The organism is Synechococcus sp. WH 8109, assembly GCF_000161795.2.
GTDB lineage: Bacteria > Cyanobacteriota > Cyanobacteriia > PCC-6307 > Cyanobiaceae > Parasynechococcus.
In genome coordinates this window covers 591,324-612,078 of record NZ_CP006882.1, presented here as the reverse complement: position 1 = coordinate 612,078, position 20,755 = coordinate 591,324, and the positions used below count along the sequence as shown (strand labels likewise).

At 61.3% G+C, this 20,755-nt stretch carries 23 protein-coding genes; 12 read left to right on the top strand and 11 right to left on the bottom strand.

What is annotated here, in order from left to right; genetic code table 11:
• Window positions 1–12 precede the first annotated feature (12 nt).
• Window positions 13–1,026: an adenosine kinase gene (locus tag Syncc8109_RS03255; RefSeq protein ID WP_006850544.1), complete on the top strand. Its 1,014-nt coding sequence runs from the start codon at window positions 13–15 to the stop codon at window positions 1,024–1,026.
• On the opposite strand, the gene cutA is transcribed toward Syncc8109_RS03255, so the two are convergent.
• Both cutA and Syncc8109_RS03245 read right to left on the bottom strand, forming a co-directional pair.
• Entirely contained in the window at window positions 995–1,339 is a 345-nt protein-coding gene (gene cutA / locus Syncc8109_RS03250; RefSeq protein ID WP_025362151.1) for a divalent-cation tolerance protein CutA, read from the bottom strand. The genes Syncc8109_RS03255 and cutA overlap by 32 nt on opposite strands.
• Entirely contained in the window at window positions 1,332–2,123 is a 792-nt protein-coding gene (locus Syncc8109_RS03245) for a precorrin-6A/cobalt-precorrin-6A reductase (protein WP_006851126.1), read from the bottom strand. The genes cutA and Syncc8109_RS03245 overlap by 8 nt, the downstream gene beginning before the upstream one ends.
• A 29-nt stretch (window positions 2,124–2,152) precedes the next feature.
• On the opposite strand from Syncc8109_RS03245, the gene Syncc8109_RS03240 reads away from it, so the two are divergent.
• Window positions 2,153–2,611, top strand: coding sequence for a single-stranded DNA-binding protein (locus Syncc8109_RS03240; protein ID WP_025362150.1), 459 nt, complete (start codon window positions 2,153–2,155; stop codon window positions 2,609–2,611).
• Between the two features lie 29 nt (window positions 2,612–2,640).
• Here Syncc8109_RS03240 and Syncc8109_RS03235 read toward each other — a convergent pair whose 3' ends face one another.
• Window positions 2,641–2,829: a hypothetical protein gene (locus tag Syncc8109_RS03235; protein ID WP_025362149.1), complete on the bottom strand. Its 189-nt coding sequence runs from the start codon at window positions 2,827–2,829 to the stop codon at window positions 2,641–2,643.
• Between the two features lie 69 nt (window positions 2,830–2,898).
• Here Syncc8109_RS03235 and Syncc8109_RS03230 point away from each other — a divergent pair, with 69 nt between their 5' ends.
• From Syncc8109_RS03230 to Syncc8109_RS03220, 3 genes are read left to right on the top strand one after another with little or no spacing between them, the layout of a single operon-like run.
• The gene (locus Syncc8109_RS03230; RefSeq protein ID WP_006850407.1) at window positions 2,899–3,441 is read left to right on the top strand and encodes a DUF2854 domain-containing protein; all 543 of its coding nucleotides are present in this window, start codon (window positions 2,899–2,901) and stop codon (window positions 3,439–3,441) included.
• A 3-nt stretch (window positions 3,442–3,444) separates the two neighbouring features.
• Window positions 3,445–4,326 (top strand): acetylglutamate kinase, encoded by an 882-nt coding sequence (argB, locus tag Syncc8109_RS03225; RefSeq protein ID WP_006852128.1) that lies wholly within the window; start codon window positions 3,445–3,447, stop codon window positions 4,324–4,326.
• A 3-nt stretch (window positions 4,327–4,329) separates the two neighbouring features.
• Entirely contained in the window at window positions 4,330–5,388 is a 1,059-nt protein-coding gene (locus tag Syncc8109_RS03220; protein ID WP_006849895.1) for a DUF3153 domain-containing protein, read from the top strand.
• Here Syncc8109_RS03220 and priA read toward each other — a convergent pair whose 3' ends face one another.
• On the bottom strand, window positions 5,389–7,638 hold the full coding sequence (gene priA, locus Syncc8109_RS03215; protein WP_045172701.1) for a primosomal protein N': 2,250 nt from the start codon (window positions 7,636–7,638) through the stop codon (window positions 5,389–5,391).
• Window positions 7,639–7,941: 303 nt separating this feature from the next.
• On the opposite strand from priA, the gene rpoD reads away from it, so the two are divergent.
• On the top strand, window positions 7,942–9,318 hold the full coding sequence (gene rpoD / locus Syncc8109_RS03210; RefSeq protein WP_006850475.1) for an RNA polymerase sigma factor RpoD: 1,377 nt from the start codon (window positions 7,942–7,944) through the stop codon (window positions 9,316–9,318).
• A gap of 187 nt (window positions 9,319–9,505) precedes the next feature.
• Here the strand turns inward: rpoD and Syncc8109_RS03205 are convergent, their stop codons facing one another.
• Entirely contained in the window at window positions 9,506–9,973 is a 468-nt protein-coding gene (locus Syncc8109_RS03205; RefSeq protein ID WP_006849832.1) for a hypothetical protein, read from the bottom strand.
• A 137-nt stretch (window positions 9,974–10,110) separates the two neighbouring features.
• Between Syncc8109_RS03205 and hemC the strand changes: the two genes are divergently transcribed.
• Window positions 10,111–11,064: a hydroxymethylbilane synthase gene (gene hemC, locus Syncc8109_RS03200; RefSeq protein WP_006851202.1), complete on the top strand. Its 954-nt coding sequence runs from the start codon at window positions 10,111–10,113 to the stop codon at window positions 11,062–11,064.
• On the opposite strand, the gene Syncc8109_RS03195 is transcribed toward hemC, so the two are convergent.
• From Syncc8109_RS03195 to Syncc8109_RS03180, 4 genes are all read right to left on the bottom strand, one after another.
• Window positions 11,065–11,478: a L,D-transpeptidase gene (locus Syncc8109_RS03195; protein WP_006850765.1), complete on the bottom strand. Its 414-nt coding sequence runs from the start codon at window positions 11,476–11,478 to the stop codon at window positions 11,065–11,067.
• Window positions 11,479–11,827: 349 nt separating this feature from the next.
• The gene (locus Syncc8109_RS03190; RefSeq protein ID WP_006850060.1) at window positions 11,828–12,415 is read right to left on the bottom strand and encodes an inorganic diphosphatase; all 588 of its coding nucleotides are present in this window, start codon (window positions 12,413–12,415) and stop codon (window positions 11,828–11,830) included.
• A 62-nt stretch (window positions 12,416–12,477) separates the two neighbouring features.
• Window positions 12,478–13,986 carry a carboxypeptidase M32 gene (locus tag Syncc8109_RS03185; RefSeq protein WP_006852059.1) on the bottom strand — a complete coding sequence of 503 codons (1,509 nt, stop codon included), beginning with the start codon at window positions 13,984–13,986 and terminating at the stop codon, window positions 12,478–12,480.
• 198 nt (window positions 13,987–14,184) lie between these two features.
• Complete coding sequence (locus tag Syncc8109_RS03180) at window positions 14,185–14,592, bottom strand: thiol-disulfide oxidoreductase DCC family protein (protein WP_006850427.1); 408 nt, start codon at window positions 14,590–14,592, stop codon at window positions 14,185–14,187.
• Here Syncc8109_RS03180 and Syncc8109_RS03175 point away from each other — a divergent pair.
• Genes Syncc8109_RS03175 through Syncc8109_RS12500 form a run of 4 tightly spaced genes read left to right on the top strand, consistent with a single transcriptional unit; the run spans window position 14,591 to window position 16,924 of the window.
• Window positions 14,591–15,262 carry a secondary thiamine-phosphate synthase enzyme YjbQ gene (locus Syncc8109_RS03175; protein ID WP_006849884.1) on the top strand — a complete coding sequence of 224 codons (672 nt, stop codon included), beginning with the start codon at window positions 14,591–14,593 and terminating at the stop codon, window positions 15,260–15,262. The two genes, Syncc8109_RS03180 and Syncc8109_RS03175, sit on opposite strands and share 2 nt — an antisense overlap.
• Before the next feature lie 42 nt (window positions 15,263–15,304).
• The gene (locus Syncc8109_RS03170) at window positions 15,305–15,595 is read left to right on the top strand and encodes a 4a-hydroxytetrahydrobiopterin dehydratase (RefSeq protein WP_006850424.1); all 291 of its coding nucleotides are present in this window, start codon (window positions 15,305–15,307) and stop codon (window positions 15,593–15,595) included.
• A gap of 19 nt (window positions 15,596–15,614) precedes the next feature.
• Window positions 15,615–16,724: a GTP-binding protein gene (locus Syncc8109_RS03165; protein ID WP_006850172.1), complete on the top strand. Its 1,110-nt coding sequence runs from the start codon at window positions 15,615–15,617 to the stop codon at window positions 16,722–16,724.
• Between the two features lie 17 nt (window positions 16,725–16,741).
• Window positions 16,742–16,924, top strand: coding sequence for a hypothetical protein (locus tag Syncc8109_RS12500; protein ID WP_006851871.1), 183 nt, complete (start codon window positions 16,742–16,744; stop codon window positions 16,922–16,924).
• 47 nt (window positions 16,925–16,971) lie between these two features.
• Here the strand turns inward: Syncc8109_RS12500 and Syncc8109_RS03155 are convergent, their stop codons facing one another.
• On the bottom strand, window positions 16,972–18,042 hold the full coding sequence (locus Syncc8109_RS03155; RefSeq protein ID WP_025362146.1) for an ABC transporter ATP-binding protein: 1,071 nt from the start codon (window positions 18,040–18,042) through the stop codon (window positions 16,972–16,974).
• A gap of 64 nt (window positions 18,043–18,106) precedes the next feature.
• Between Syncc8109_RS03155 and Syncc8109_RS03150 the strand changes: the two genes are divergently transcribed.
• Window positions 18,107–19,801, top strand: coding sequence for an iron ABC transporter permease (locus Syncc8109_RS03150; RefSeq protein ID WP_006850235.1), 1,695 nt, complete (start codon window positions 18,107–18,109; stop codon window positions 19,799–19,801).
• Here Syncc8109_RS03150 and Syncc8109_RS03145 read toward each other — a convergent pair.
• Window positions 19,778–20,749 (bottom strand): metallophosphoesterase, encoded by a 972-nt coding sequence (locus tag Syncc8109_RS03145; RefSeq protein WP_006850811.1) that lies wholly within the window; start codon window positions 20,747–20,749, stop codon window positions 19,778–19,780. The two genes, Syncc8109_RS03150 and Syncc8109_RS03145, sit on opposite strands and share 24 nt — an antisense overlap.
• Window positions 20,750–20,755: the final 6 nt, after the last annotated feature.

Below are 20,755 nucleotides of genomic sequence, written 5' to 3'. Positions count from 1 at the left end.
TTCCACGCCCCGATGTCATCAGAGACCCGTTTCCCCAGCGACTGCAGTCTCGATGTCGTTGGCATCGGCAACGCCATCGTTGATGTTCTGGTGCAGACGGACGACGGTTTCATCGCTGAACACGGCCTCCAGAAAGGGGGCATGGCGCTAATCGATGAACAACAAGCCGAAGCTCTCTACAAGGCCAGTGGAACGGGCCTCGAGACCTCCGGTGGATCGGTCGCCAACACGATGGTGGGCATCGCGCAGCTCGGCGGTCGCGCTGGTTTCATCGGCCGCGTCCGGGACGACCAGCTCGGCAACATTTTCAGCCACGACATCCGGGCCGTTGGGGCATGCTTTGAGACCCCAGCAGCCACCAGTGGAGCCACAACAGCGCGCTGCCTGATTTACGTCACGCCCGATGCCGAGCGCACCATGTGCACCTTCCTGGGAGCTTCCACACAACTGGAGCCCGAGGATCTCGACCTCTCCATGGTCAAGCAGGCCAAGGTGCTTTACCTGGAGGGCTACCTCTGGGACAGTCCAGCCGCCAAACGTGCCTTCATCGCCGCCGCCGAAGCCTGCCGTGAAGCAGGCGGAAAGGTGGCTCTTTCCCTCTCCGATGGCTTCTGTGTGGATCGGCACAGAGCGAGTTTTCTCGAGCTAGTGAATGGCCACGTCGACGTGCTGTTCGCCAATGACGTTGAAATTCAGTCGCTCTACGAGACCGACGATTTCGACCAGGCCCTCGAGCGGGTGCGCGGCTGCTGCTCAGTGATTGCGATCACCCGTGGTGCCAAGGGGTCCGTTGTGCTGAGTGGAGACCAGCGCTGGGATATCGGCATCTTTGGCCTGGGAGATCTGGTGGACACCACGGGAGCAGGCGACCTCTATGCCGGGGGATTTCTGCATGGCTTCACCCAGGGCGAGTCACTGGACCGCTGTGGCGAGCTCGGAGCCCTCTGCGCCGGCCAGATTGTTACCCAATTGGGGGCCCGCTCCCAGGCCTCCCTCAAGCTGCTGGCGGAGACGCATCTGAACTGAGCTCAGCGATTGCCCAGGCCGCATAGGCCGATGATCCCGTCACCGGCCAGCACAACCACTCGGGGGTGTCGTAGCTGTGCAGCTCTGAGACGGCCGAGCGCAGGGCGTCCACATGCTGAGCCGAGGTCTTCATCAGCAGTTGGACCTCATGGGACGCCTGCAACACCCCCTCCCAGTGATAAAACGACTGAACGGGGTGGATGGACACACAGGCCACGAGATGGAGCTCCAGCAAGGCCTCTGCCAGCTCTTGGGCGCGCTCAGCATTCGCTTCCGTGGTGAGGGCCAGCACGAGCCCACTCGCTTCAATCACGCTCAAGCCGATTCATCAGGCTGCAGACATCCTCGACACAATCCATCCCGTCGGGGGGGGAGGGACGCTGCAACAGCAGCAAGCTCAGCCCGAGATCTGTGGTGAGTTGATGCCAGAGCTGTTCCGTCACACCACCGGACTGGCGGCAGAGCACCACCCCAATGCCCCAGCGACGGCAAAGAGACCGCTCGATCGCCCCCAGCACCTCCCCTTGCAGAGGGCGCACCACGGCCAGGTGATCCGGGGGCAGACCTGCCCGCAAGGCTGCGCGCAATCCATCGACAGCCGGAAGCGCACGGCCATAGGGGATGGCTCCGGCGCGGCGCACAGCAGCAGTCAAGGCCGGTAAATGACGACCTCCAATGGCCAGCAACAGGCGTTGGCCCTGGAGTGATTGGGCCGCCAATGCATCGGCATCAGCCAGGAGAGAGGCCGCTCCCAGCGGTTCAAGGAGACGCTCATAACGCAGCAGCGGTTGGCCGAGATCCGCACAGGCCGTGACTAGGTCATGGCTGATTCGAGCCGCAAAAGGATGCGTGGCATCCACCACCCAACGGAAAGGGCCGGCCTGATGAAGAGCTGCCTTGATTCCGCCAATGCCCAGCAGAGCACCAATTGAGATGCGCTCCACAGGCAATCCCGCGTAGGCCTTCGCTGCAGTTGCCGTCACCACACTCACGCTCACACGCCAATTGCGGCGGGAGAGCTCCTTCACCAAGCGCGGCCCATCACCGGTTCCAGCCAGCAGCAGGACGCGACGCTGGTCATTCGCGGGGCCTTGCATCAGGATGTGCGCCGACACCAGCTGAAGCCATGAACCATTGCGTGCTCGAAGTGGAGGTGATCGACGCACCGACGGTTCGATACACCCAGGACAACCAGACTCCCATTGCGGAGATGGCCGTGCGCTTTGACCCCCTTCGGGAGGGTGATCCGCCAGGTGAATTGAAAGTGGTGGGCTGGGGCAACCTGGCCCAGGAACTGCAGAACCGTGTGCAGACCGGGCAGCGGCTGCTGATCGAAGGACGGCTGCGGATGAACACCATGCCCCGGGGCGATGGCATGAAGGAAAAACGGGCTGAATTCACCCTGGCTCGGCTTCATCCGATCGGCGCGGCAGCCACGGGTGCAGCTCCTTCCGGCAACCCCTCAGCCCCGGCCCCCAGCCGCCAGGCCCCCGCGGCTGCGCCGACCAAGGTGGCAAAAGAGCCTGAACCTGCCAGCTGGAATGCTGCGCCTCTCGTGCCCGACACCGACGACATCCCCTTCTGAATCACCGGACACGCACGATTCGTAGCCGCTTAACGACCCGCTTCGTCCTGCAGCTCTGAAGCTCGGGTGATTAGTTGCCCGAGTTCCCGTTCAAGGGCGGCAAGATCCAGCCGCAGCTCGGGCCAGCGACCCCCGTCAATCTGCTGCAGCAACCAGCTGCGATCACGGTCGAGCTGCTGGAGCAGATCATCCATGCCGGACGACGATGGATCAGGCATCTAGCTCGAGGCAGTGGATCACCATCCTGATGGCCTAGAGGTCAAAATGACGATCAAGCCAAGGCCTTCATGAAGGATTTCTTCTCCCCAGGCAGCCTCGTCACCATCGCCGGAGGCGTGCTGACCGTGGTGGGTGCCACCGCTTACGCCACCGGAAGCGCCAACCTCAGCCTGCCCACGATTTTCTACGGAATCCCGATCTTATTGGGGGGGCTGGCCCTGAAATCGTCGGAGCTGCCACCAGCAATCCGGGTGACACCGATCAAGACTTTTCAGAAGGAACGCGAAGCTGCGCCCCCAGAACTGGGCAAATTGCTCGGCGATGTGACGCGCTGGCGCTACGGCCAGAAAGCCCACCTGGAGTCGTCGCTGGAAGCGCTCAAACTCTGGGATGAAGACACCCCACCGCAGTTGGAAGAGATCGAAGAGCTGCATTCCGACAATGGCTATGGCCTGCGGATGCGTTTCCTGCTGGGAGCCGTTCCCCTCGAACGCTGGCAAGAGCGGCAGGAGCGGCTGGGGCGCTTCTTCGCCAAGGGGATGCGAGCGGAACTCAAGGAACTAGATGAACAACGGCTGGACGTTGTTCTGCTTCCGGCCGGTGAGGCCTAAGCCATGGCCCAATCCACTCAGAACAACGATGACGCCCTCAGGGTGTCGGTGCTCAGCGAAGCCCTCCCCTACATCCAGCGCTTCGCCGGTCGGCGCATCGTGATTAAGTACGGCGGGGCCGCCATGGCCCATGCCAAGCTGCGGGCTGCCGTCTTTCGCGACCTGGCTTTGCTGGCCTGCGTCGGCGTCCAACCCGTGGTGGTTCATGGCGGCGGGCCCGAAATCAACCAGTGGCTTCAACGCCTGGAAATCCCCGCCGAATTCCGCGACGGACTGCGCGTCACCGACGCCGACACCATGGACGTGGTGGAGATGGTGCTGGTGGGCCGCGTCAACAAGCAGATCGTGAATGGCCTCAATCAGCTCGGCACCCGTGCGGTTGGCTTGAGCGGAAGTGACGGCAGTCTTGTGGAAGCACGCCCCTGGGGGAATGGCAGCCATGGGCTGGTGGGGGATGTTGCCCGCGTCAACCCCGATGTGCTCGAACCGCTGCTGGAGAAGGGGTATGTGCCCGTCATTTCCAGCGTTGCCGCAACCCCCGATGACGGGCGAGCCCACAACATCAATGCCGACACGGTGGCGGGAGAGCTGGCGGCGGCCCTGGAAGCCGAAAAACTGATACTGCTGACCGACACCCCCGGCATCCTTGAAGATCGCGATGACCCCGACTCGCTGATCCGCAAACTGCGCCTCTCGGAGGCGCGACAACTGATCGGAGACGGCGTGGTCGCGGGGGGCATGACCCCCAAAACAGAATGTTGCATCCGCGCCCTGGCTCAGGGCGTTTCAGCCGCCCACATCATTGATGGCAGGGTTCCCCATGCCCTCTTGCTCGAAGTCTTCACCGACGCCGGCATCGGCACCATGGTGGTGGGACGCGGCTAGAGGGTGAGCGAGCAGGACGCAGCACTGGACCTCTCTGAAGCGGAGGCAGCCCTGGAGCGCGGGGACTATGGCCAGGGCCTGGAGCTGCTTCTCCCCCTAGTGGAGCAACACCCGCTCAATAGTCCGGAGGGGCCGGGCCTTCGGCTCCTGATGATCACCGCCTGGATGGGCCAGGGGCAGGACGACAAAGCCATCGCCACATGCAGGCTGTTGAGTCGCTGCCGCAATCCCAAGTTGCGCCAGCAAGCCAAACAACTGCTCGGGGTTCTTGAAGCCCCAAGCCTGGATCGTCCGGAACGCTGGTCGATGCGGATGCCGCAACTGGAGCTGAATGGCTCCGGCAGCGGGCAGACCTCCACCATGCGACGGCGGCGGTCGCGGCGCCCAGAGCCCCCGCCCCCACCACCCACGGGGCCAACGCGTTCACCGGCGGCGGGTTTCGCCGTACTGGTGATGGCGGTTCTGCTGGGGATCACGCTGTTGCTGAGTGGTTGCGTCCGAATCGACGCTGATCTTGACGTTCGCGGCCCGGATCGACTGGCCCTCACCTGGGACGTGCGGAGCACCCAGGAACGCCCGCTGCCCTGGCAGGAGCAATTTGGGCGAGACCTGCAACGGGAGGTGCCCGGGGTGAAGATCGAACAAACAGGCCCAGGACGCCAACAGATCAGCAGCCGTGTTGCCTCATCGCACGAGCTGGCGCAACAGATGGCGGCGGTGGTTGCCGTGGCTGGTCGTGCGGCTGGAGTCTCACTCCCGGCACCGACGCTCAAGCTCGAAGAACGCAACTGGCTGCTGGGGGTGCAGCAGCACGTGCAGCTGATGGTGGACCTCAGCGATCTCCCCGAGATCCCTGGGCTCGACGTTCATCTGAGCCTCAACCACGGGCGGGTGAAGCGCAAGGCTCTTTCCGGCACCACCACCGAAGTCAGCTGGCAGGGCTGGCGCTGGAATCCGCTTGGCCTTGGGGGAGTGGTGATCCTGATGCTGCTGATCAGCAGCATGGTGCTGCAGGTGGTGCGGCGGAAGCTGGGCTTTGGCTTCCCGGAACTGCCCTCCTGATCAAAGCTGCTGCGGGTCGGGATCCACAGTTAGTGCCACACCCTTGGGCAAGCCATCCCAAAGGGCCTGCCCTGGAGGCAGAGGCAGCGGAGAGCCGACCGGACCATGCAACAACAGCTGCCATCGGCTTCGGCCAGCAACCCGGGCCACAGGTGCCGGAGCAGGACCCAACAACCACCAGCTCTGGCGCTGACAAATCGGCCGGATTCGCTCCGCCAGCACCGCTGCAGCCGTTGCTGTTTTGCTAGCGGAATCTCCAGATAGTCGCAGCAAACAGGCGCGACTGAAGGGCACCAGACCAGCTTCCTTGCGGAGGGCCACTTCCTGGGATAGGAACGCTTCATACCGACCATCCACCAGGTGTTGAATCACCGGGTGCTCTGGGGTGTAGGTCTGCACCAACACCTGCCCCGGTCGCTCACCCCGCCCGGCACGGCCCGCCAACTGCAACAGCAACTGCAGGGCCTGCTCTCCTGCGCGGAGATCGGGGCGATGCAGAAGCCCATCCGCCGCGAGCACTGCCGCCAGGGTGACCCGCGGCAGATCCATGCCCTTGGCCAGCATCTGCGTGCCGATCAAGACGTCGGCTTCTCCGGCAGCAAAACGGTCCAACAGGCGTCGATGGCCATCACGCCCCCCGGTGGAATCGCGGTCAAAGCGGAGCAAACGAAGGCCTTCGAGCTCCTGAGAGAGCAGTTCCAACACCTTCTGCGTCCCAGCCCCAAAGGGTTTGAAAGCCGTGGAACCACAGTGACTGCAACGGTTCTCCAGGTCTTCACGATGGTCACACCAATGGCAGCGCAGCCACTGACGTCCGGCCTGACCGCGGTGAACGGTGAGCGCCACATCACAGTGGGGGCACATCACCACCTCGCCGCAGCTGCGGCAGCTCAAAAAGGGGCTGTACCCACGACGAGGCACCAAAACCACTGCCTGTTCGCCCTGCTCCGGCAGCGCCGCAAGACGATCCATCAAGGCGCGACTGACCAGACGCTTATGTCCTTCGGCCAGCTCATGGCGCATGTCGATCACATGCACAGGAGGTAGGGACTGCCGGGAAATCCGCTCGGTCAGGCGCACCAAGGTCAAGGCACCTTCCGGGCCCGATTGAATCCAGCTCTCGAGCGACGGCGTAGCGCTACCCAGCACAAGCCGTGCCTGTTGCATCACAACCCGGTCCAAAGCCAGGTCCCGGGCGTGATAACAGGGCATGGGTGCGTCTTGCTTGTAAGAGCTGTCGTGCTCCTCATCCAGAACGACCAGCCCCAGCGGCTTCAAAGGCACGAACACAGCGGAGCGGGTTCCCACCACCACCAACGCCTGTTCGGCAGCAAGACAGCGGCGCCAGGTTCGAACCCGTTCGGCGTCACCACAACCGCTGTGGTATTCCACGACGCGCGAGCCGAAGCGTTTGCGGCAACGGTCAACGAGTTGGGGGATCAATCCGATCTCGGGGGTGAGCAGCAGGACGTGCCGGCCCCGCTCCAGCTCCTGTGCAGCCAGTTGGAGGTACACCTCGGTCTTGCCGGAGCCGGTGATTCCCCAAAGCAGTAGTCCTCTCCCCGGAGAAAGGTGTTGGTAGGCCTTAACCACGTCCTGCTGCTCAGCGGTCAAGGCCTGGGGAAGCTCCTTGGGGCCAGAACCAGCTGAGGAAACCTTGTCCTCACAACGACGCTGCTCACGCACCAGGTAGCCCTGCCGGATCAGGGGCGGCAGCAATTGCGCCCCAAACCCACTGGCAACCAGGTCCCGTTGCCAAGCGCCTTCCCCCTGGCCCTCCAACCAACCCAAAAGCTCCTGCTGACGAGGGGTGGGTGGGTCCACAGCATCAGGAGGGACCTGGGCCTGGATCCACCACATCTGACGCCCGCCTGCCAGGGAACGCTGGCCGGCCTGGCCAATCCAGCCCGACGGCAGAGCCGCCTTCAAGGTGCGGAAGACACTGAGATAGCAACGGTCCGCCACCCGCTCCAGCCAGCTGTACCAATCCGAATCGACAGCAGCTCGCTGCAGGAGCGATTCCACCGGTTGCAGCTCCTGAGGATCCTGCTCAGCCCACTCCCGCTCCGCCACCACCAGTCCATGCATGGCTCGACCCCGGAGGCGCACTCGCACCAGATCTCCCGGCATCAATCCCATGCTGGGATCTGCGGCATAACTGAAGGAGCGTCCTTCCCGCCCAGCCTCCAGCCAGACCTCAACGCGTCGCCGCGAATGCGACAGGACCTTGCAAACTTCGGAAGACTTCATTAACGTGGACAGGTTGGACAGTTTCTGCCAACCCTGCGCTCGATCCAGAGGGAAGACACAGAGTCTGAAGTCAAGGTCTTGTTCCTTGCCACTTTGACCGGTCTGAGACCACCCCGGACAGCACAGACACAATCAGTCCAAGCGTTTCGTCGACTCGCGGACACCACCATCAGCCCATGTACTCCGTCTCAGCGAAAGCTGCGTCGTTCTCTTCGTTTGAGCGGAAGTTCTTGGTTTCGGCCATTGCCGTTGATGCGTTGCTGCCGCTGTTGCTTTCCCCCTTATCCGACTTCGACTAACACCATGACCCCTGCTGCCACCAAAGCTGCCAAGCCGGACATCGTTCTTCTGGCCAATGCTGACGGCAAGGTGAAGGAAGTCGCCAAGGGTTCCGACGAAGAGGCCAAGAAAACCCCTGCACGCCGACGAACCAGCAAGGCGAGCGCCAAAGACCTCAGCGCCGCAGCCGACGAACTTCTCGCCGCTGCAGATCAAGCCAAAGCTTCGGGAACCACCAAAAAGGCTGCAGCGAAAACAACCAAGACCAAAACCACAACGAAAAAGTCCACCACAACCAAGAAGGCAGCCACCGCCAAGAAGAGCGCCACCAAGGCATCAACAGCCAAAGCAGCAGCAGCGAAACCAACCGCCGAGGAGAAAGCCAAAACAGCAGCCGCTGAGAAGGAAGCCAAGGCAAAAGCCCTGGCCAGCATCAAGATCGGCCCCAAAGGCGTTTACACCGAAGACTCCATCCGGGTTTATCTGCAGGAAATCGGTCGGATCCGCCTGCTGCGTCCCGACGAAGAGATCGAACTGGCCCGCAAAATTGCCGATCTTCTTTATCTCGAGGAACTGGCCGCTCAATTTGAAAGCGACAACGGGCGGGAACCCGACAACAAGGAGTGGGCGGCCCTGGTGGAAATGCCGCTCATCCGCTTCCGCCGGCGCTTGATGCTGGGCAGACGGGCCAAGGAAAAAATGGTGCAATCCAACTTGCGCCTGGTGGTCTCGATTGCCAAGAAGTACATGAATCGGGGCCTGAGCTTCCAAGACCTGATTCAGGAAGGAAGCCTTGGCCTGATTCGTGCAGCCGAGAAGTTCGACCACGAAAAGGGCTACAAGTTCTCCACCTACGCCACATGGTGGATTCGCCAGGCCATCACACGCGCCATCGCCGACCAGAGCCGCACCATCCGCCTGCCAGTCCACCTCTACGAAACTATCTCCAGGATCAAGAAGACCACCAAGGTTCTCTCCCAGGAATTCGGCCGCAAGCCAACGGAAGAGGAAATCGCGGAATCGATGGAAATGACCATCGAAAAACTGCGCTTCATCGCCAAGAGTGCCCAGCTGCCGATCTCCCTGGAGACCCCCATCGGCAAGGAAGAGGATTCCCGCCTGGGCGATTTCATCGAAGCCGACATCGAGAATCCCGAGCAGGACGTCGCCAAAAACCTGCTTCGTGAAGACCTGGAAGGAGTTTTGGCCACCCTCAGCCCCCGCGAGCGCGATGTGCTGCGCCTGCGCTACGGCTTGGACGACGGGCGGATGAAGACCCTCGAGGAAATTGGTCAGATTTTTGATGTGACCCGTGAACGGATCCGTCAGATCGAAGCCAAGGCCCTGCGCAAATTGCGCCACCCCAACCGCAATGGGGTCCTCAAGGAATACATCAAGTAAGCCCGCACTGGGCCCGTCACCAAATGGTCACGGGAGTAATACATAAGTACATTCCCCCTAGCTGAATGGAGTGAAGCGCTCCTATAAGAGAGCTTGAGGGAATTGAGACGCCCTCCTCACACGGAAGAGATCGAACCCCAGTCATAGACTGGGGTTTTCCTTTAGTAAAAGAAACTGTGTGACAGGTTCAAGGGTTTCCCTCAAAGGTCTCCGTGAATTCCTGAAAAGCACGCTTCAAGCGCTCCACCGGAGTTTCCTCCAAAGGACACTCCTGGCGTGTTTCAAGCGCATAGGCCTGAAGCAGGCGAGCATCCGGTTCAAGCACTGAAGCAACCGCCCCCTTGAAAAGCACCAGATTGTGCTGCGACGTCAGCCCCTCCAGGTAAGGCTGAAGCACCCAACTGGGCTGAGCATCTTGTGAGGCATCTGCCGCTGAACGCACCAGACGGGGCCTCAGCAGTTGATAAGCATGATCTCCATCGCGATCGGTGGTGTGGCGCAGCCGCGCCATCAGGACATCGCCACTGCACAACAGGATGAGACGGATGGAACCCTCAGCCACCAAGGGGAGCATCGCCTCCTGCTCTTGGGAGTCGGGGGTAACAGAGCCAATTGCTCCGGCCTGACGAACGCCATTGACGACGGGTCCGGGCATGACTGTGCTGCGATACTCGCAAATGTTAAGCGTTCTTCATAAAGAGATCTTCCCTTTCGAAGCTTCACAACCTCGTGAAGGCGAACCAAAGAATCCAAGGCCAAAAGCGTAGGCTGGGCGGCTGATTCGCCCTTTCCATGGCCCTCACCGAACTGCGCATCGCCTCACGACGCAGCCAGCTGGCCATGGTGCAAACCAACTGGGTGAAAGCGGAACTGGAGAAGGCCCATCCCGGCCTGAAGATCACTGTGGAAGCCATGGCCACCCAGGGCGACAAGATCCTGGACGTTGCCCTGGCGAAGATCGGCGACAAAGGCCTGTTCACCAAGGAACTGGAAGCCCAGATGCTGGTGGACCGTGCGGACATCGCCGTCCACTCTCTGAAAGACCTGCCCACCAACCTTCCCGAGGGGCTGATGCTCGGCTGCATCACCGAACGGGAAGACCCGGCCGATGCGCTGGTGGTGAATACCAAGAACCATGCCTACAAGCTCGACACCCTTCCCGAAGGCTCTGTGGTGGGGACGAGTTCACTGCGCCGTCTGGCTCAGCTTCGTCACCACTACCCCCACCTGATCTTCAAGGACGTTCGGGGGAACGTGATTACACGGCTTGAGAAATTGGATAACGGTGATTACGACTGCCTGATCCTGGCTGCGGCAGGCCTGGGCCGGCTTGGCTTTGGCGATCGGATCCACCAGCTGATCCCCGGCGACATCTCTCTGCACGCCGTTGGCCAGGGCGCCCTGGGGATTGAATGCGTGGAGGGCAAGCCCGAAGTGCTTGAGGCGATCAAAGTGCTAGAGCACACCCCCACCTCCCAGCGCTGCCTGGCCGAACGCGCTTTCCTGCGGGAACTGGAAGGTGGCTGCCAGGTACCCATCGGCGTGAACACCCGCTTTGAAGGTGATCAACTGATCCTCACCGGGATGGTGGCCAGCCTTGATGGCAAACGTCTGATCCGCGACCAGGCCAGTGGCGCAGCAAGCGACGCCGAAGCCATCGGCATCGCTCTCGCCAACACCCTCAAGGGTCAGGGTGCTGGCGAGATCCTCAAAGAGATTTTCGACACAGTCCGCCCAGAAGCCTGATCAACTGCGAATTTCAAGGCGCGTTCCCACATCCACAGCGTCAAACAGCTGCCGGATGTGTCTGTTGAGCATGCGCACGCAGCCCAGGCTGGTGGCCGCGCGAATCTGAACCCACTGCGGCCACGCCGTTCCATGAATCCCAAACTCGCCGCGGCCATTGCGGTGAAAAGCCATGTAGCGATCACCAATCGGGCTGCTAGGTCCGCGCAGCTCCAGCCGCTGACCCGACTTGTGGGTCACATAGGTCGGATTGACCTTGTTATTGAGCATGGCGAATTCCCCTTTTGGGGTGCGGGTTTTGGGATCTCCGATCGCCACAGGCCAGGCGCCAAGCTGCTGCTCGCCCCGCATGCGGGTGGTCTGTCTCTCGCTGAGGTCAAGAACAATGCGCGACTGACGAGCGGGTTTCCGCAAGGCCAGCTCAACAAGTTCAGAACCAAGACATGGAGAAACGGCCCCCCAACACGCCAGCCAACAGCGCAGGCATCAATGACCACTTCATGAGACGCACAAGACTTACTGGTCTCAGCGCATTCATTGCTGCGAGAAAAAAACAGCAGCAGCCTCGGAGCTGAATTCTTCAGAATCTCTTTGATCTCATTGTTGAGACGACATGGCTGACTTTGTCCTCCTTCAGCTCTGTTGTCTCGCTAGAGGTCTCCTTCCCAATCAAAGGATGTTCGATGCTGCTGAGCTGGACTCTGAGCCGTGACAAAGGCGGGGGACAGTCCCCCGCCTGATCAGCAGTCGATCGCAGACGCATTCAGTCAACCAACTTCGGATCAATCTCAGCCATGTAGCGAGCCTCGCAGCTCTTGATGATCTCAACGGCCTTTTCAGTGCCGAAGAAACCGTTCACCGAGCAGGTGCCAGGCTTCTTCAGATCCTTGTAGTGCTCCCAGTAGTAGGTGGTCTCTTTCTTCCAGTGCTCACCGAGATTTTCCCAGCTCTTGATGTGATCCATGCGCTTGTCGTCGGCAAGTACAGCGATCACCTTGTCGTCGACTTCACCACCATCATCAAAAGTCATCACTCCGATGATGCGGGCTTCCACAATCGAACCGGGAATCAGGGGCTCGGTGACACCAACGATTTCGATGTCGAGGGGATCCCCATCTTCATCCCAGGTGCGGGGGATGCATCCGTAGGCGAAGGGGTAAGCCAGCGAGGAGTAACCAACGCGGTCCAGCTTGAGATGGCCGGTTTCCGTGATCAGCTCGTACTTGTTGATCGTGTTGGAGTTGAGCTCCACGATCGTGTTGAGACGAAGTTCGGCTTCATCAGCGAAGGCCGGCAGCACGTGCAGCAGATTGGGCATGCTGCGGCTGGGTGCCTGATCGAGGTTGGCCATAAACGGCGATGGACAGCGCGGCGCATCCTACGGGCCTCCTCAGCCCGTCGAGTTGCACGCGGCTAGGTGGCCGGTTGCAGCCGATCAAGCTTGTTCTCCAGATAGTCGAGGAAGGCATCGGTACTCAGGGGCCGACCGGTGACCCTCTCCACCAGTTGATCGGCATTCACACTGCGTCCGAGCGGGTGAACGTGCTCACGCAGCCAAGCCAGCAAGAACGTGACATCGCCGCGCTCCACATGCTCTTCAGGAGACCCGATGGCCTCCGACATCGCTTCGCTCAACTGTGCACTGATCAAGTGCCCCAACAGATACGAGGGGAAATAGCCAAACAGGCCTTCACTCCAGTGCACATCTTGAAGGCATCCCTCGGCATCGTTCATCGGCCGCACCCCCAGGAGCTCCTGATAGCGCCGGTTCCATTCGTAAGGGAGATCCTTCACCGCCAAACCCTGCTCCAGCAGAGCAATCTCGAGATCCGTGCGGATCAGGATGTGCAAGCCATAGCTGAGTTCATCGGCCTCAACCCGATTCAAACCAGGCGCCATCGGATTCATCGCCTGCCACATGTCCTGGGTGCCGCTGAAGGGAGCCCCCACCTGCGCAAAACGCTTCCACCACTGCTCTGCGAAAGGACGGCTCCGGGCAACACGGTTCTCCCAGAACAGCGACTGACTTTCATGCACCGCCATCGAGGTGGCCTGGCCTAACGGCCAGGCAAACCATTGATGGCTCTGGTCGGGCAACCCCTGTTCGTAAAGGGAATGGCCCCATTCATGGGCGGTGGCGAGGAAACACGACAACGGCTGCCCTGTCACAACACGCGTGGTGATGCGGTAATCCGCCGGTCCCAGCGTGATCGAAAAGGGGTGAGGCGAGCGTGCCATGCAGGTGATAGCGGGATTGCGGCCCCATGCACCGAGCAGCTCATCACAGAGATCTTGCTGGCTGGACTCCTCGAGATCCCAGTCCGCTGATCGTGGGCGTGGCCGGGTGGATGCCTGAGCGACCAATTGCGGCAACCGTTGCCGCAAAGGAGCAAACAAGGCCTCGAGACGCTCCAGGCGAAGATCCGGTTCGAAGGGTTGTGCCAGGGTCTCCCAACAAGAGCGCGGCTCATCCAGCTGTTTGGCCTGCTCCTGACGCAAGTCAATCAGGGTCTGAAGCGCCGGTGCAAAGAGGCTGAAATCAGAGGCCGATCGAGCCTGCTGCCACCGGTTGTAACCCTCGGCCTTGGCCTTGGCCAAGGCGGCGACGAGGGCTGGATCGAGGGACTGCTGCCGCTGCAGGTCCTGTTCCAGCAGATCCAGGTTGCGGCCTTGCTCAGGGCATCGCTCAGCGGAGTTCCAGTGCTGACGCGCTGCGGCCAGCAGATCCGCATAGGCCGCAGAGCTCTGACGAGCATGAAGCTGGGTTGCCAGCAGCGTGAGCTGCTCACCCCGCCAGGACGCCCCGGCAGAGGGCATACGGGTGTTCTGGTCCCAGTACAAGGTGCTCTGAATCGAACCAAGCAGCTGCGTCTCTCTTAGATGGGCTCCCAGCTGCCCCCAAGCCGTTGCGGCAGAAGCCATCTTGATCCCTTTTCCATCACCTTAACGACACCTGGAGTGGCATCGAAGCAGCGATGCAGGCCATGGTGAAGCGGTTCAGACGTTCTGGGCCCATGCGCCGATTGATGCTGCAGGTGACCCTGGGGATCGCCCTGCCCATTGCTCTCTGGCCGCTGAAGCTGATCTACCGACAACCTCAGACCGTTCGATAGGAACCTTTCAGTTCATCTCACAGCGGCCTTGGCACAGGGTCTCAAGGTCGGCGCGCCCGGTGATCTGAAGCCGCCGGACGGCCCAAATCCCATAGACCCAATCGACCACGCTGCCGATCAAGGGCCAGCGGGTCGGTGCGTAAAGCCACCCCAGACCAATCAGGCGATACGCCTCACGGAAGACGGCCACATCACGCAGCACCTCCCCGGAGCCTGTGATGGCATGAATGCGGCCCATGGCCACCCTGTAACTGATGCCGGCATGGGCCGCTTCGTCGTAATCAGAGGCGTCGATGTCGACAAAAGCCAGCCGGGCCTGACGGTTACGCCGCTGCAGAAACCGAACTTCGCGCACACACAACGGACAACCCCCGTCAAACAGCAGGGTCAGATCGGGGGCAGATGGGCTGGCCATGGACTCAGACGGTGCTGCAGAACGCAAAGTAAGGAAAGAACGCTGGAGAGCGGTGGGCGTGCAGCAGATCCTGCATCAGATCACAGTTCCAACCCCGGGAAGGGGCTTCACCCGGTTGAACGGGCGGTTGAACACCTGGATCCGCAGCACGGGTATGGACCAGGGCGTTCTGCATCTCACCTGTCTGCACACCAGCGCCAGCCTCACCATCAACGAGAACGCTGATCCACGGGTACTGCAGGACCTGGATGCATGGATGGCCGATGCCGTTCCAGAACACCGCCGTTATCTCCATGACGACGAAGGAGCTGATGACATGCCGGCCCACATCCGAACCGCGCTCACCAGCCAAACCCTGAACCTGAGCGTCAGCAGGGGGCAACTGCTGCTGGGAACCTGGCAAGCCGTTTACCTCTGGGAGCACCGGAGCGCTGCTCACACCAGAACGATCGCCTGCCACCTGTTCGGTGAATCCTCCAGCCGCTCCACCCCTGAGAGCACCACGCTGAACACTTCAGCCACGCCGCAAACCCTGTTGAGCCTGCGAAATGGCGAACGGATCAATCAAGCCATTCAGGCCCGCCACAACCCCAACGCCTGGGAAACCGATGACGGCATCGATACCGACACCGATCTGATGATTGATCGATTGCATGACCTGAGCGACTGACGACCGGCTCCAGCCACGATGGAGGGGTGATTCAGGGCTTCCATGCCAGTTGAACGTCTCGATGCCGCCCAGAAGTCGGCACTCAGCACAACCCTTCCCAATTGGGTTGTTAACGGAGACAGGCTGCACCGCGATCTGCAGTTCAACAGCTTCGTAGAGGCCTTTGGATTCATGGCACAGGTGGCCTTGCTGGCCGAATCCAAAAATCACCACCCGAACTGGAGCAACGTCTACAACCGCGTTTCAATCGAACTGACCACCCATGATCTCGGCGGCCTCAGCAGCCTGGATGTAGAGCTGGCCAGCGCCATTGACGCTCTGCTGCCAGCATGAGTCGAGTGGGTCCTTGCGCATGACCACCGCACCAGTCACCGCCAACATCCCCGTCACCATTCTCAGCGGCTTTCTCGGAGCGGGAAAAACCACGCTGCTGAATCACATCCTGAGCAATCAGCAGGGGGTGAAGACCGCGGTGCTGGTGAATGAGTTCGGTGAAATCGGAATCGACAACGATCTGGTCGTCACCACCGATGAAGACATGGTGGAGCTGAGCAACGGTTGCATCTGCTGCTCAATCAACGACGAGCTGATGGAGGCGGTGGAACGGGTGATTGAACGCCCAGAACCACTCGATTACATCGTCGTCGAAACCACCGGTCTGGCCGATCCCCTGCCAGTTGCGATGACCTTCCTTGGCAGTGAGCTGCGGGACCAAACCCGCCTCGATTCGATCATCACCTTGATCGATGCAGAAAACTTCGACGACGTCGTTCTGGACACGGAAGTTGGCCGGGCCCAGGTTATTTATGGCGACATCCTGCTGCTGAACAAGTGCGACCTCGTCTCAGAGGAGCGGCTTGAGAGCGTCGAACAGCAACTCAGAGCCGTCAAGAACGATGCGCGGATCCTGCGGTCGGTGAAAGGGGAGGTGCCTCTTGCCCTGTTGCTCAGCGTTGGACTGTTCGAATCCGACAAGGTGAGTTCTCCCGCCGACGATCCGAGCCTGGATCACAGCGACTGCGACCACGACCATGGCCACTGCAGCCATGACCATGAGCACGATCACAGCCATGGGCACGGTCACGGCCACAGCCATGGGGACGGTCATGACCACGGACATCATCACCACAGCCATGAGCACGGTGACCATCAGGACATCGAGGGATTCACCTCCGTGTCCTTCCAAAGTGATGGCCCCTTCTCCCTACGCAAGTTCCAGAACTTCCTCGACAACCAGATGCCCCAGGAGGTGTTCCGGGCCAAGGGAATCCTCTGGTTCAACGAAAGCGAACGCCGCCATGTGTTCCATCTGGCAGGCAAACGCTTTTCCATCGACGACACCGACTGGACCGGTGATCGGAAAAATCAATTGGTGCTGATCGGCCGCGACATCGACCACACCACACTGCGGAAGCAACTCCAAGCGTGTGTGGCACCGGATGCAGGAAAAGGTTTCAGCTGATTCAGCAGAACCACGGAATGGTGCTTATTGTGCGTGCCATGGGAGAAACCTCAATGGTCGAACCACTGCTGCTCGGAACGGTTTTTATTCTCGCCAGCCTGCTGCTGTGGCTTCTGGCTGATTCCGATGATGACAACGGCGGTGGTGGCTTACGCCAGCCGGTCCTTGTGCCGATCCCGGTGCGTCATCACCAACGCTGAAGAATTCAACTCTTTTTCCTCAATCCTCCGCTGCGGCGGAGGATTTTTTATGCCGACGCCTGGCCAAGCGGAAGCAGCGTGACTCTGGCCCCATCCCTGAAGCTGAGGCGACAACGGGTGTGGGGAGGATGCTCCAGTTCGATCGGACAGTGGGCCCGCACCAGCACATCCGCGACACGGATTCGGTACTCCCATGCATCCCCCAGAAATTCACGGCCCAGGACGCTGGCCTCTCCTTCGGCATCGGCGACGACATTGATGTCGTGCGGATCCACCAGCAAACAACAGTCACCGGAGGCCTCGCGGTCCGCCTGAACCCATGAGGCGGAAGCATCCAGGTCTCCCAGCAGACAGGACAGATGGCCTTGGCCATGGGTCTGAACCGGAATCAAATTGCGCTGGAGCGCAAAGGATCCAACAAAAGGCGTCGCCGGTGACCTCACGATCTCGGGAGGCGATGCACATTGATGCAGCACGCCATCCCGCATGACGGCAACGCGATCGCAAATCGCCAGAGCTTCTCCGGGGTCATGGGTGACGATCACGCCGCTCGCACCGCAGGCATCGAGCACGGAGGCGAGCTCGCTGCGCAGGCGGAGCCTCACCTCCACATCCAGACTTGAAAAAGGCTCATCCAGCAGAACCACCCTGGGTGCTGGAGCCAAAGCGCGTGCCAACGCCAGCCGCTGCCGCTGGCCACCCGAGAGCTGGTGCGGGTAGCGCTGCTCGAGCCCCTTCAGCCCCAGCAACGCAAACAACCAGGCCACGCGCTCACGGTTGGGATTCCGCCGGGGCAAACCGAAACTGGCGTTCTGCCAAGCGTTTAGGTGAGGGAATAGGGCGTAATCCTGGAACACCATGCCAACGCCCCGACGTTCTGGTTCCATCCAGATCCCATCTCCAGCCACCATGCGCTGATCCAGCTGCACCGTGCCGCGCCGAGGGCGTTCAAAGCCGGCGATCAAGCGAAGCAGAGTGGTCTTGCCACAGCCGGAGGGGCCCAGCAAGCCCAGCAGCTCACCTGGCTCCACCTGGAGATCCACCCCCTTCAGGGTCCACCCGTCAGAGGCATCGCCGTAGCTGTGCCAGACCCCGTCTAAAGCAACCGTTGGCTCCATCGGGAGCAGCTGTTCCACAGATCAGATGAAGCTTGGGAACCGACCGACCTTATGAGTGTGACAAATGATCGAAGCCGGTGTGCGGTTTGCACGCCCTGAATCAGATCCCCATCGTTCATCGCCAGACTCGTTCCATGGCAATGTCGCAACGCCACGTCGCGACAACGGTGTCCGGCCCATCGCTGAAGTGAAGTTGCTGCCCAACCGGAGTGTTGTTCCAAGCCCAAGCCGGCTGGCCCTGATCCTGATCGCCTCCATCACTGGCCTGGTTGCGATCTGGCCGGTGCTGACGCTGGTGAGGGAGGCCCTGACGTCTTTGCACAGCGGCTTCAGCGAACTTGGCCCCGATGGCATGCGCCAGATCGTTGGCACCATCCAGCTGCTGATCGGAACAGCAACGCTGGGCACCTTGCTTGGCACAGCGAACGGTTGGCTGCTGTGCAACTGCCGTTTTCCTGGTCGGCAATGGCTGCGGATCGCCCAGCTGATTCCCCTAGCAACGCCGGCCTATCTCCTCTCGGCGATCCTCGTTGATCTAGGCAGTCGCCACAGCTGGACCATTCACGGCATGGGGTGGGGGATCGCTGTGATGGCCCTGACCACCTACCCCTATGTGTTCCTGCTGAGCACTGAAAGTTTCTCCGTCAGCGGCCAGCGTCAGCTGGAGGCATGCCGGAGCCTGGGGGTCGGTCCCTGGTCAGCCTTCCGGCGTGTGGCCTTACCCATTGCACTGCCCGCGATCGGAGCCGGCGTCGCTCTCATGGGAATGGAAGTGGTCAATGAGCTGGGTGCCGTGCAGCTTCTCGGCATCCCAAGTCTCTCCGCGGGCATCCTGGAAACCTGGCAGTCAAACGGCGATCCCGCAGGCGCCATCAGCTTGGCCTTGATCACGCTGGTGATCGTGTTGACGTTGGTGGTGTGTGAACGCAGCCTGCGCAGGCGCAGTCGGCGCTGGAGCGATGGCGTGGCCGGCGGGGACGCAACCGCTTGGCACCTGCATGGATTCCGTGCGGGGGTGGCGCAACTGCTTGCAGTCATCCCTCCGATCGTGAGCCTGGGCACCCCATTGCTGTGGGCCGCCAGCAACTTGGATCAGCTCCAAAGCAGCTGGAACGACGATCTGATCAGCCTGAGCGGCCGCAGTCTTTTGCTGGCGCTAGTCGCTGCTGTTTTGGCGGTAACGGCAGCGCTGGTGCTGGCCATCGCCAAACGCTGGTCCAGCGCCCCATGGCTGAAAAGCCTCACCTTCCTGGCCGGAACGGGCTACGCCATCCCCGGTACGGTGCTAGCTCTGGCGCTTTTGCTCACTGGCGCCCCATGGCAGGTCGCCCCATTGCTCCTGCTGCTGTGGGGCTACAGCGATCGTTTTCTGGCGGTGGCGAAAGGAGGCCTGGACGCAGCCCTGGAACGGATCAGCCCGAGCCTCGATGAGGCGGCGACGGGGATGGGATCACCGTGGCAGCGCGTGCTCCAACGGGTGCATCTGCCTCTGTTGCGCGGACCGATCACCGTCGGACTACTGCTGGTGTTCGTGGACACGGTGAAAGAGCTTCCCCTCACCTTCGCTCTGCGGCCTTTTGACTTCGACACGCTCTCGGTGCGCGTGTTCCAGTACGCCGGCGATGAACGATTGGCCGAAGCGATGTTGCCGGCCCTGATGATCCTCGTTCTGGGGCTGATCGCCGCCATGGCCTTGGTGCCAACGCTGGATCACGCCTCCAGACGAGAGGGCTCGTCATCCCCGCAGCAACCGCTCTGATGCATTGCGCTGGAGCAAGCCAGCACGGGTGTTGAGACGGAGCGGGAGTGTTGACCAGGAGAGCGGCCGTCCTGGGAACACGGCGTAGGTGGTCTCTCGGAGGGTGCCCCTGCCCCCATCGATCTCCAACAAGGTGAAGGTCTGCTGTGCTGGCGCTTCACCATGCAACAGCCGCCGGGGGCCGCTGCCCAAGGCGCCGAGCTGGATCAGATCAAGCTGGCCACGACGGCTGGAAAACCAGGTGTGGTGATGACCACTGATGTAGGCCTGCACGCCGGCGGCATCCATCAAGGCCTCAAGCGCACGTCCTCGCTCCAACACCTCACCGGGGCGATCCTTGCCCAGACCAACCCCAGCCAAGGGGAGATGACCCACCACAAACCGAGCACGAGCCTTTTGTGCCTCGGTGCTGGCCAACTGCTGTTGTGCCCAGAGCAGCTGATCCTCAGGAACACGGGCTGAGCTGGCATCCCAGACCAGCCAGAAGATCCCGTCCTGCAGCACCGAATAGCGAAACGGGAACTGTGAGGCATCCACAAAGGCCAATCCCATCCGTGAACGGATCGGTGTCCAGAACCGACGCACAGCGGCACGATCCGCGGGGAACCCCAGTGAACCGTCATGGTTCCCGATCGCTGGCAGCAGTGGAATGTTCGCCGCCTGAAGCCGTTGCAGAACAGACGTTTCAAAGCCCCGCCACATGGCATCCAGCTGCTGACCACTAAGGCCTCGCATCTGACCAGCGACCATGTCGCCAGCACACACCACCAGATCCGGCTGCAGGCCAATGAGCTGATCCAGCCCCTGATCAACGGCAGGGATGTAGCGGATGGAGCCATAGCTGCTGTTGAGATCGCTGATCAACCCAACCCGTTGAACAACTCGCCTGGCGGCGCTCAAGGGCAGGGCCGCTGCCGTAAGACCGGTGCCAATCACCAACTGCAGCATCCGGCG

Excerpts from the sequence above, each read along its gene's own strand:
- Syncc8109_RS03255 (WP_006850544.1), top strand. The coding sequence starts at position 13 with ATGTCATCAGAGACCCGTTTCCCCAGCGACTGCAGTCTCGATGTCGTT.
- Syncc8109_RS03245 (WP_006851126.1), bottom strand. The coding sequence starts at position 2,123 with ATGCAAGGCCCCGCGAATGACCAGCGTCGCGTCCTGCTGCTGGCTGGA.
- Syncc8109_RS03240 (WP_025362150.1), top strand. The coding sequence starts at position 2,153 with ATGAACCATTGCGTGCTCGAAGTGGAGGTGATCGACGCACCGACGGTT.
- Syncc8109_RS03235 (WP_025362149.1), bottom strand. The coding sequence starts at position 2,829 with ATGCCTGATCCATCGTCGTCCGGCATGGATGATCTGCTCCAGCAGCTC.
- Syncc8109_RS03230 (WP_006850407.1), top strand. The coding sequence starts at position 2,899 with ATGAAGGATTTCTTCTCCCCAGGCAGCCTCGTCACCATCGCCGGAGGC.
- argB (WP_006852128.1), top strand. The coding sequence starts at position 3,445 with ATGGCCCAATCCACTCAGAACAACGATGACGCCCTCAGGGTGTCGGTG.
- priA (WP_045172701.1), bottom strand. The coding sequence starts at position 7,638 with ATGAAGTCTTCCGAAGTTTGCAAGGTCCTGTCGCATTCGCGGCGACGC.
- rpoD (WP_006850475.1), top strand. The coding sequence starts at position 7,942 with ATGACCCCTGCTGCCACCAAAGCTGCCAAGCCGGACATCGTTCTTCTG.
- Syncc8109_RS03205 (WP_006849832.1), bottom strand. The coding sequence starts at position 9,973 with ATGCCCGGACCCGTCGTCAATGGCGTTCGTCAGGCCGGAGCAATTGGC.
- hemC (WP_006851202.1), top strand. The coding sequence starts at position 10,111 with ATGGCCCTCACCGAACTGCGCATCGCCTCACGACGCAGCCAGCTGGCC.
- Syncc8109_RS03190 (WP_006850060.1), bottom strand. The coding sequence starts at position 12,415 with ATGGCCAACCTCGATCAGGCACCCAGCCGCAGCATGCCCAATCTGCTG.
- Syncc8109_RS03185 (WP_006852059.1), bottom strand. The coding sequence starts at position 13,986 with ATGGCTTCTGCCGCAACGGCTTGGGGGCAGCTGGGAGCCCATCTAAGA.
- Syncc8109_RS03175 (WP_006849884.1), top strand. The coding sequence starts at position 14,591 with ATGGACTCAGACGGTGCTGCAGAACGCAAAGTAAGGAAAGAACGCTGG.
- Syncc8109_RS03180 (WP_006850427.1), bottom strand. The coding sequence starts at position 14,592 with ATGGCCAGCCCATCTGCCCCCGATCTGACCCTGCTGTTTGACGGGGGT.
- Syncc8109_RS03170 (WP_006850424.1), top strand. The coding sequence starts at position 15,305 with ATGCCAGTTGAACGTCTCGATGCCGCCCAGAAGTCGGCACTCAGCACA.
- Syncc8109_RS03165 (WP_006850172.1), top strand. The coding sequence starts at position 15,615 with ATGACCACCGCACCAGTCACCGCCAACATCCCCGTCACCATTCTCAGC.
- Syncc8109_RS12500 (WP_006851871.1), top strand. The coding sequence starts at position 16,742 with ATGGTGCTTATTGTGCGTGCCATGGGAGAAACCTCAATGGTCGAACCA.
- Syncc8109_RS03155 (WP_025362146.1), bottom strand. The coding sequence starts at position 18,042 with ATGGAGCCAACGGTTGCTTTAGACGGGGTCTGGCACAGCTACGGCGAT.
- Syncc8109_RS03150 (WP_006850235.1), top strand. The coding sequence starts at position 18,107 with ATGATCGAAGCCGGTGTGCGGTTTGCACGCCCTGAATCAGATCCCCAT.
- Syncc8109_RS03145 (WP_006850811.1), bottom strand. The coding sequence starts at position 20,749 with ATGCTGCAGTTGGTGATTGGCACCGGTCTTACGGCAGCGGCCCTGCCC.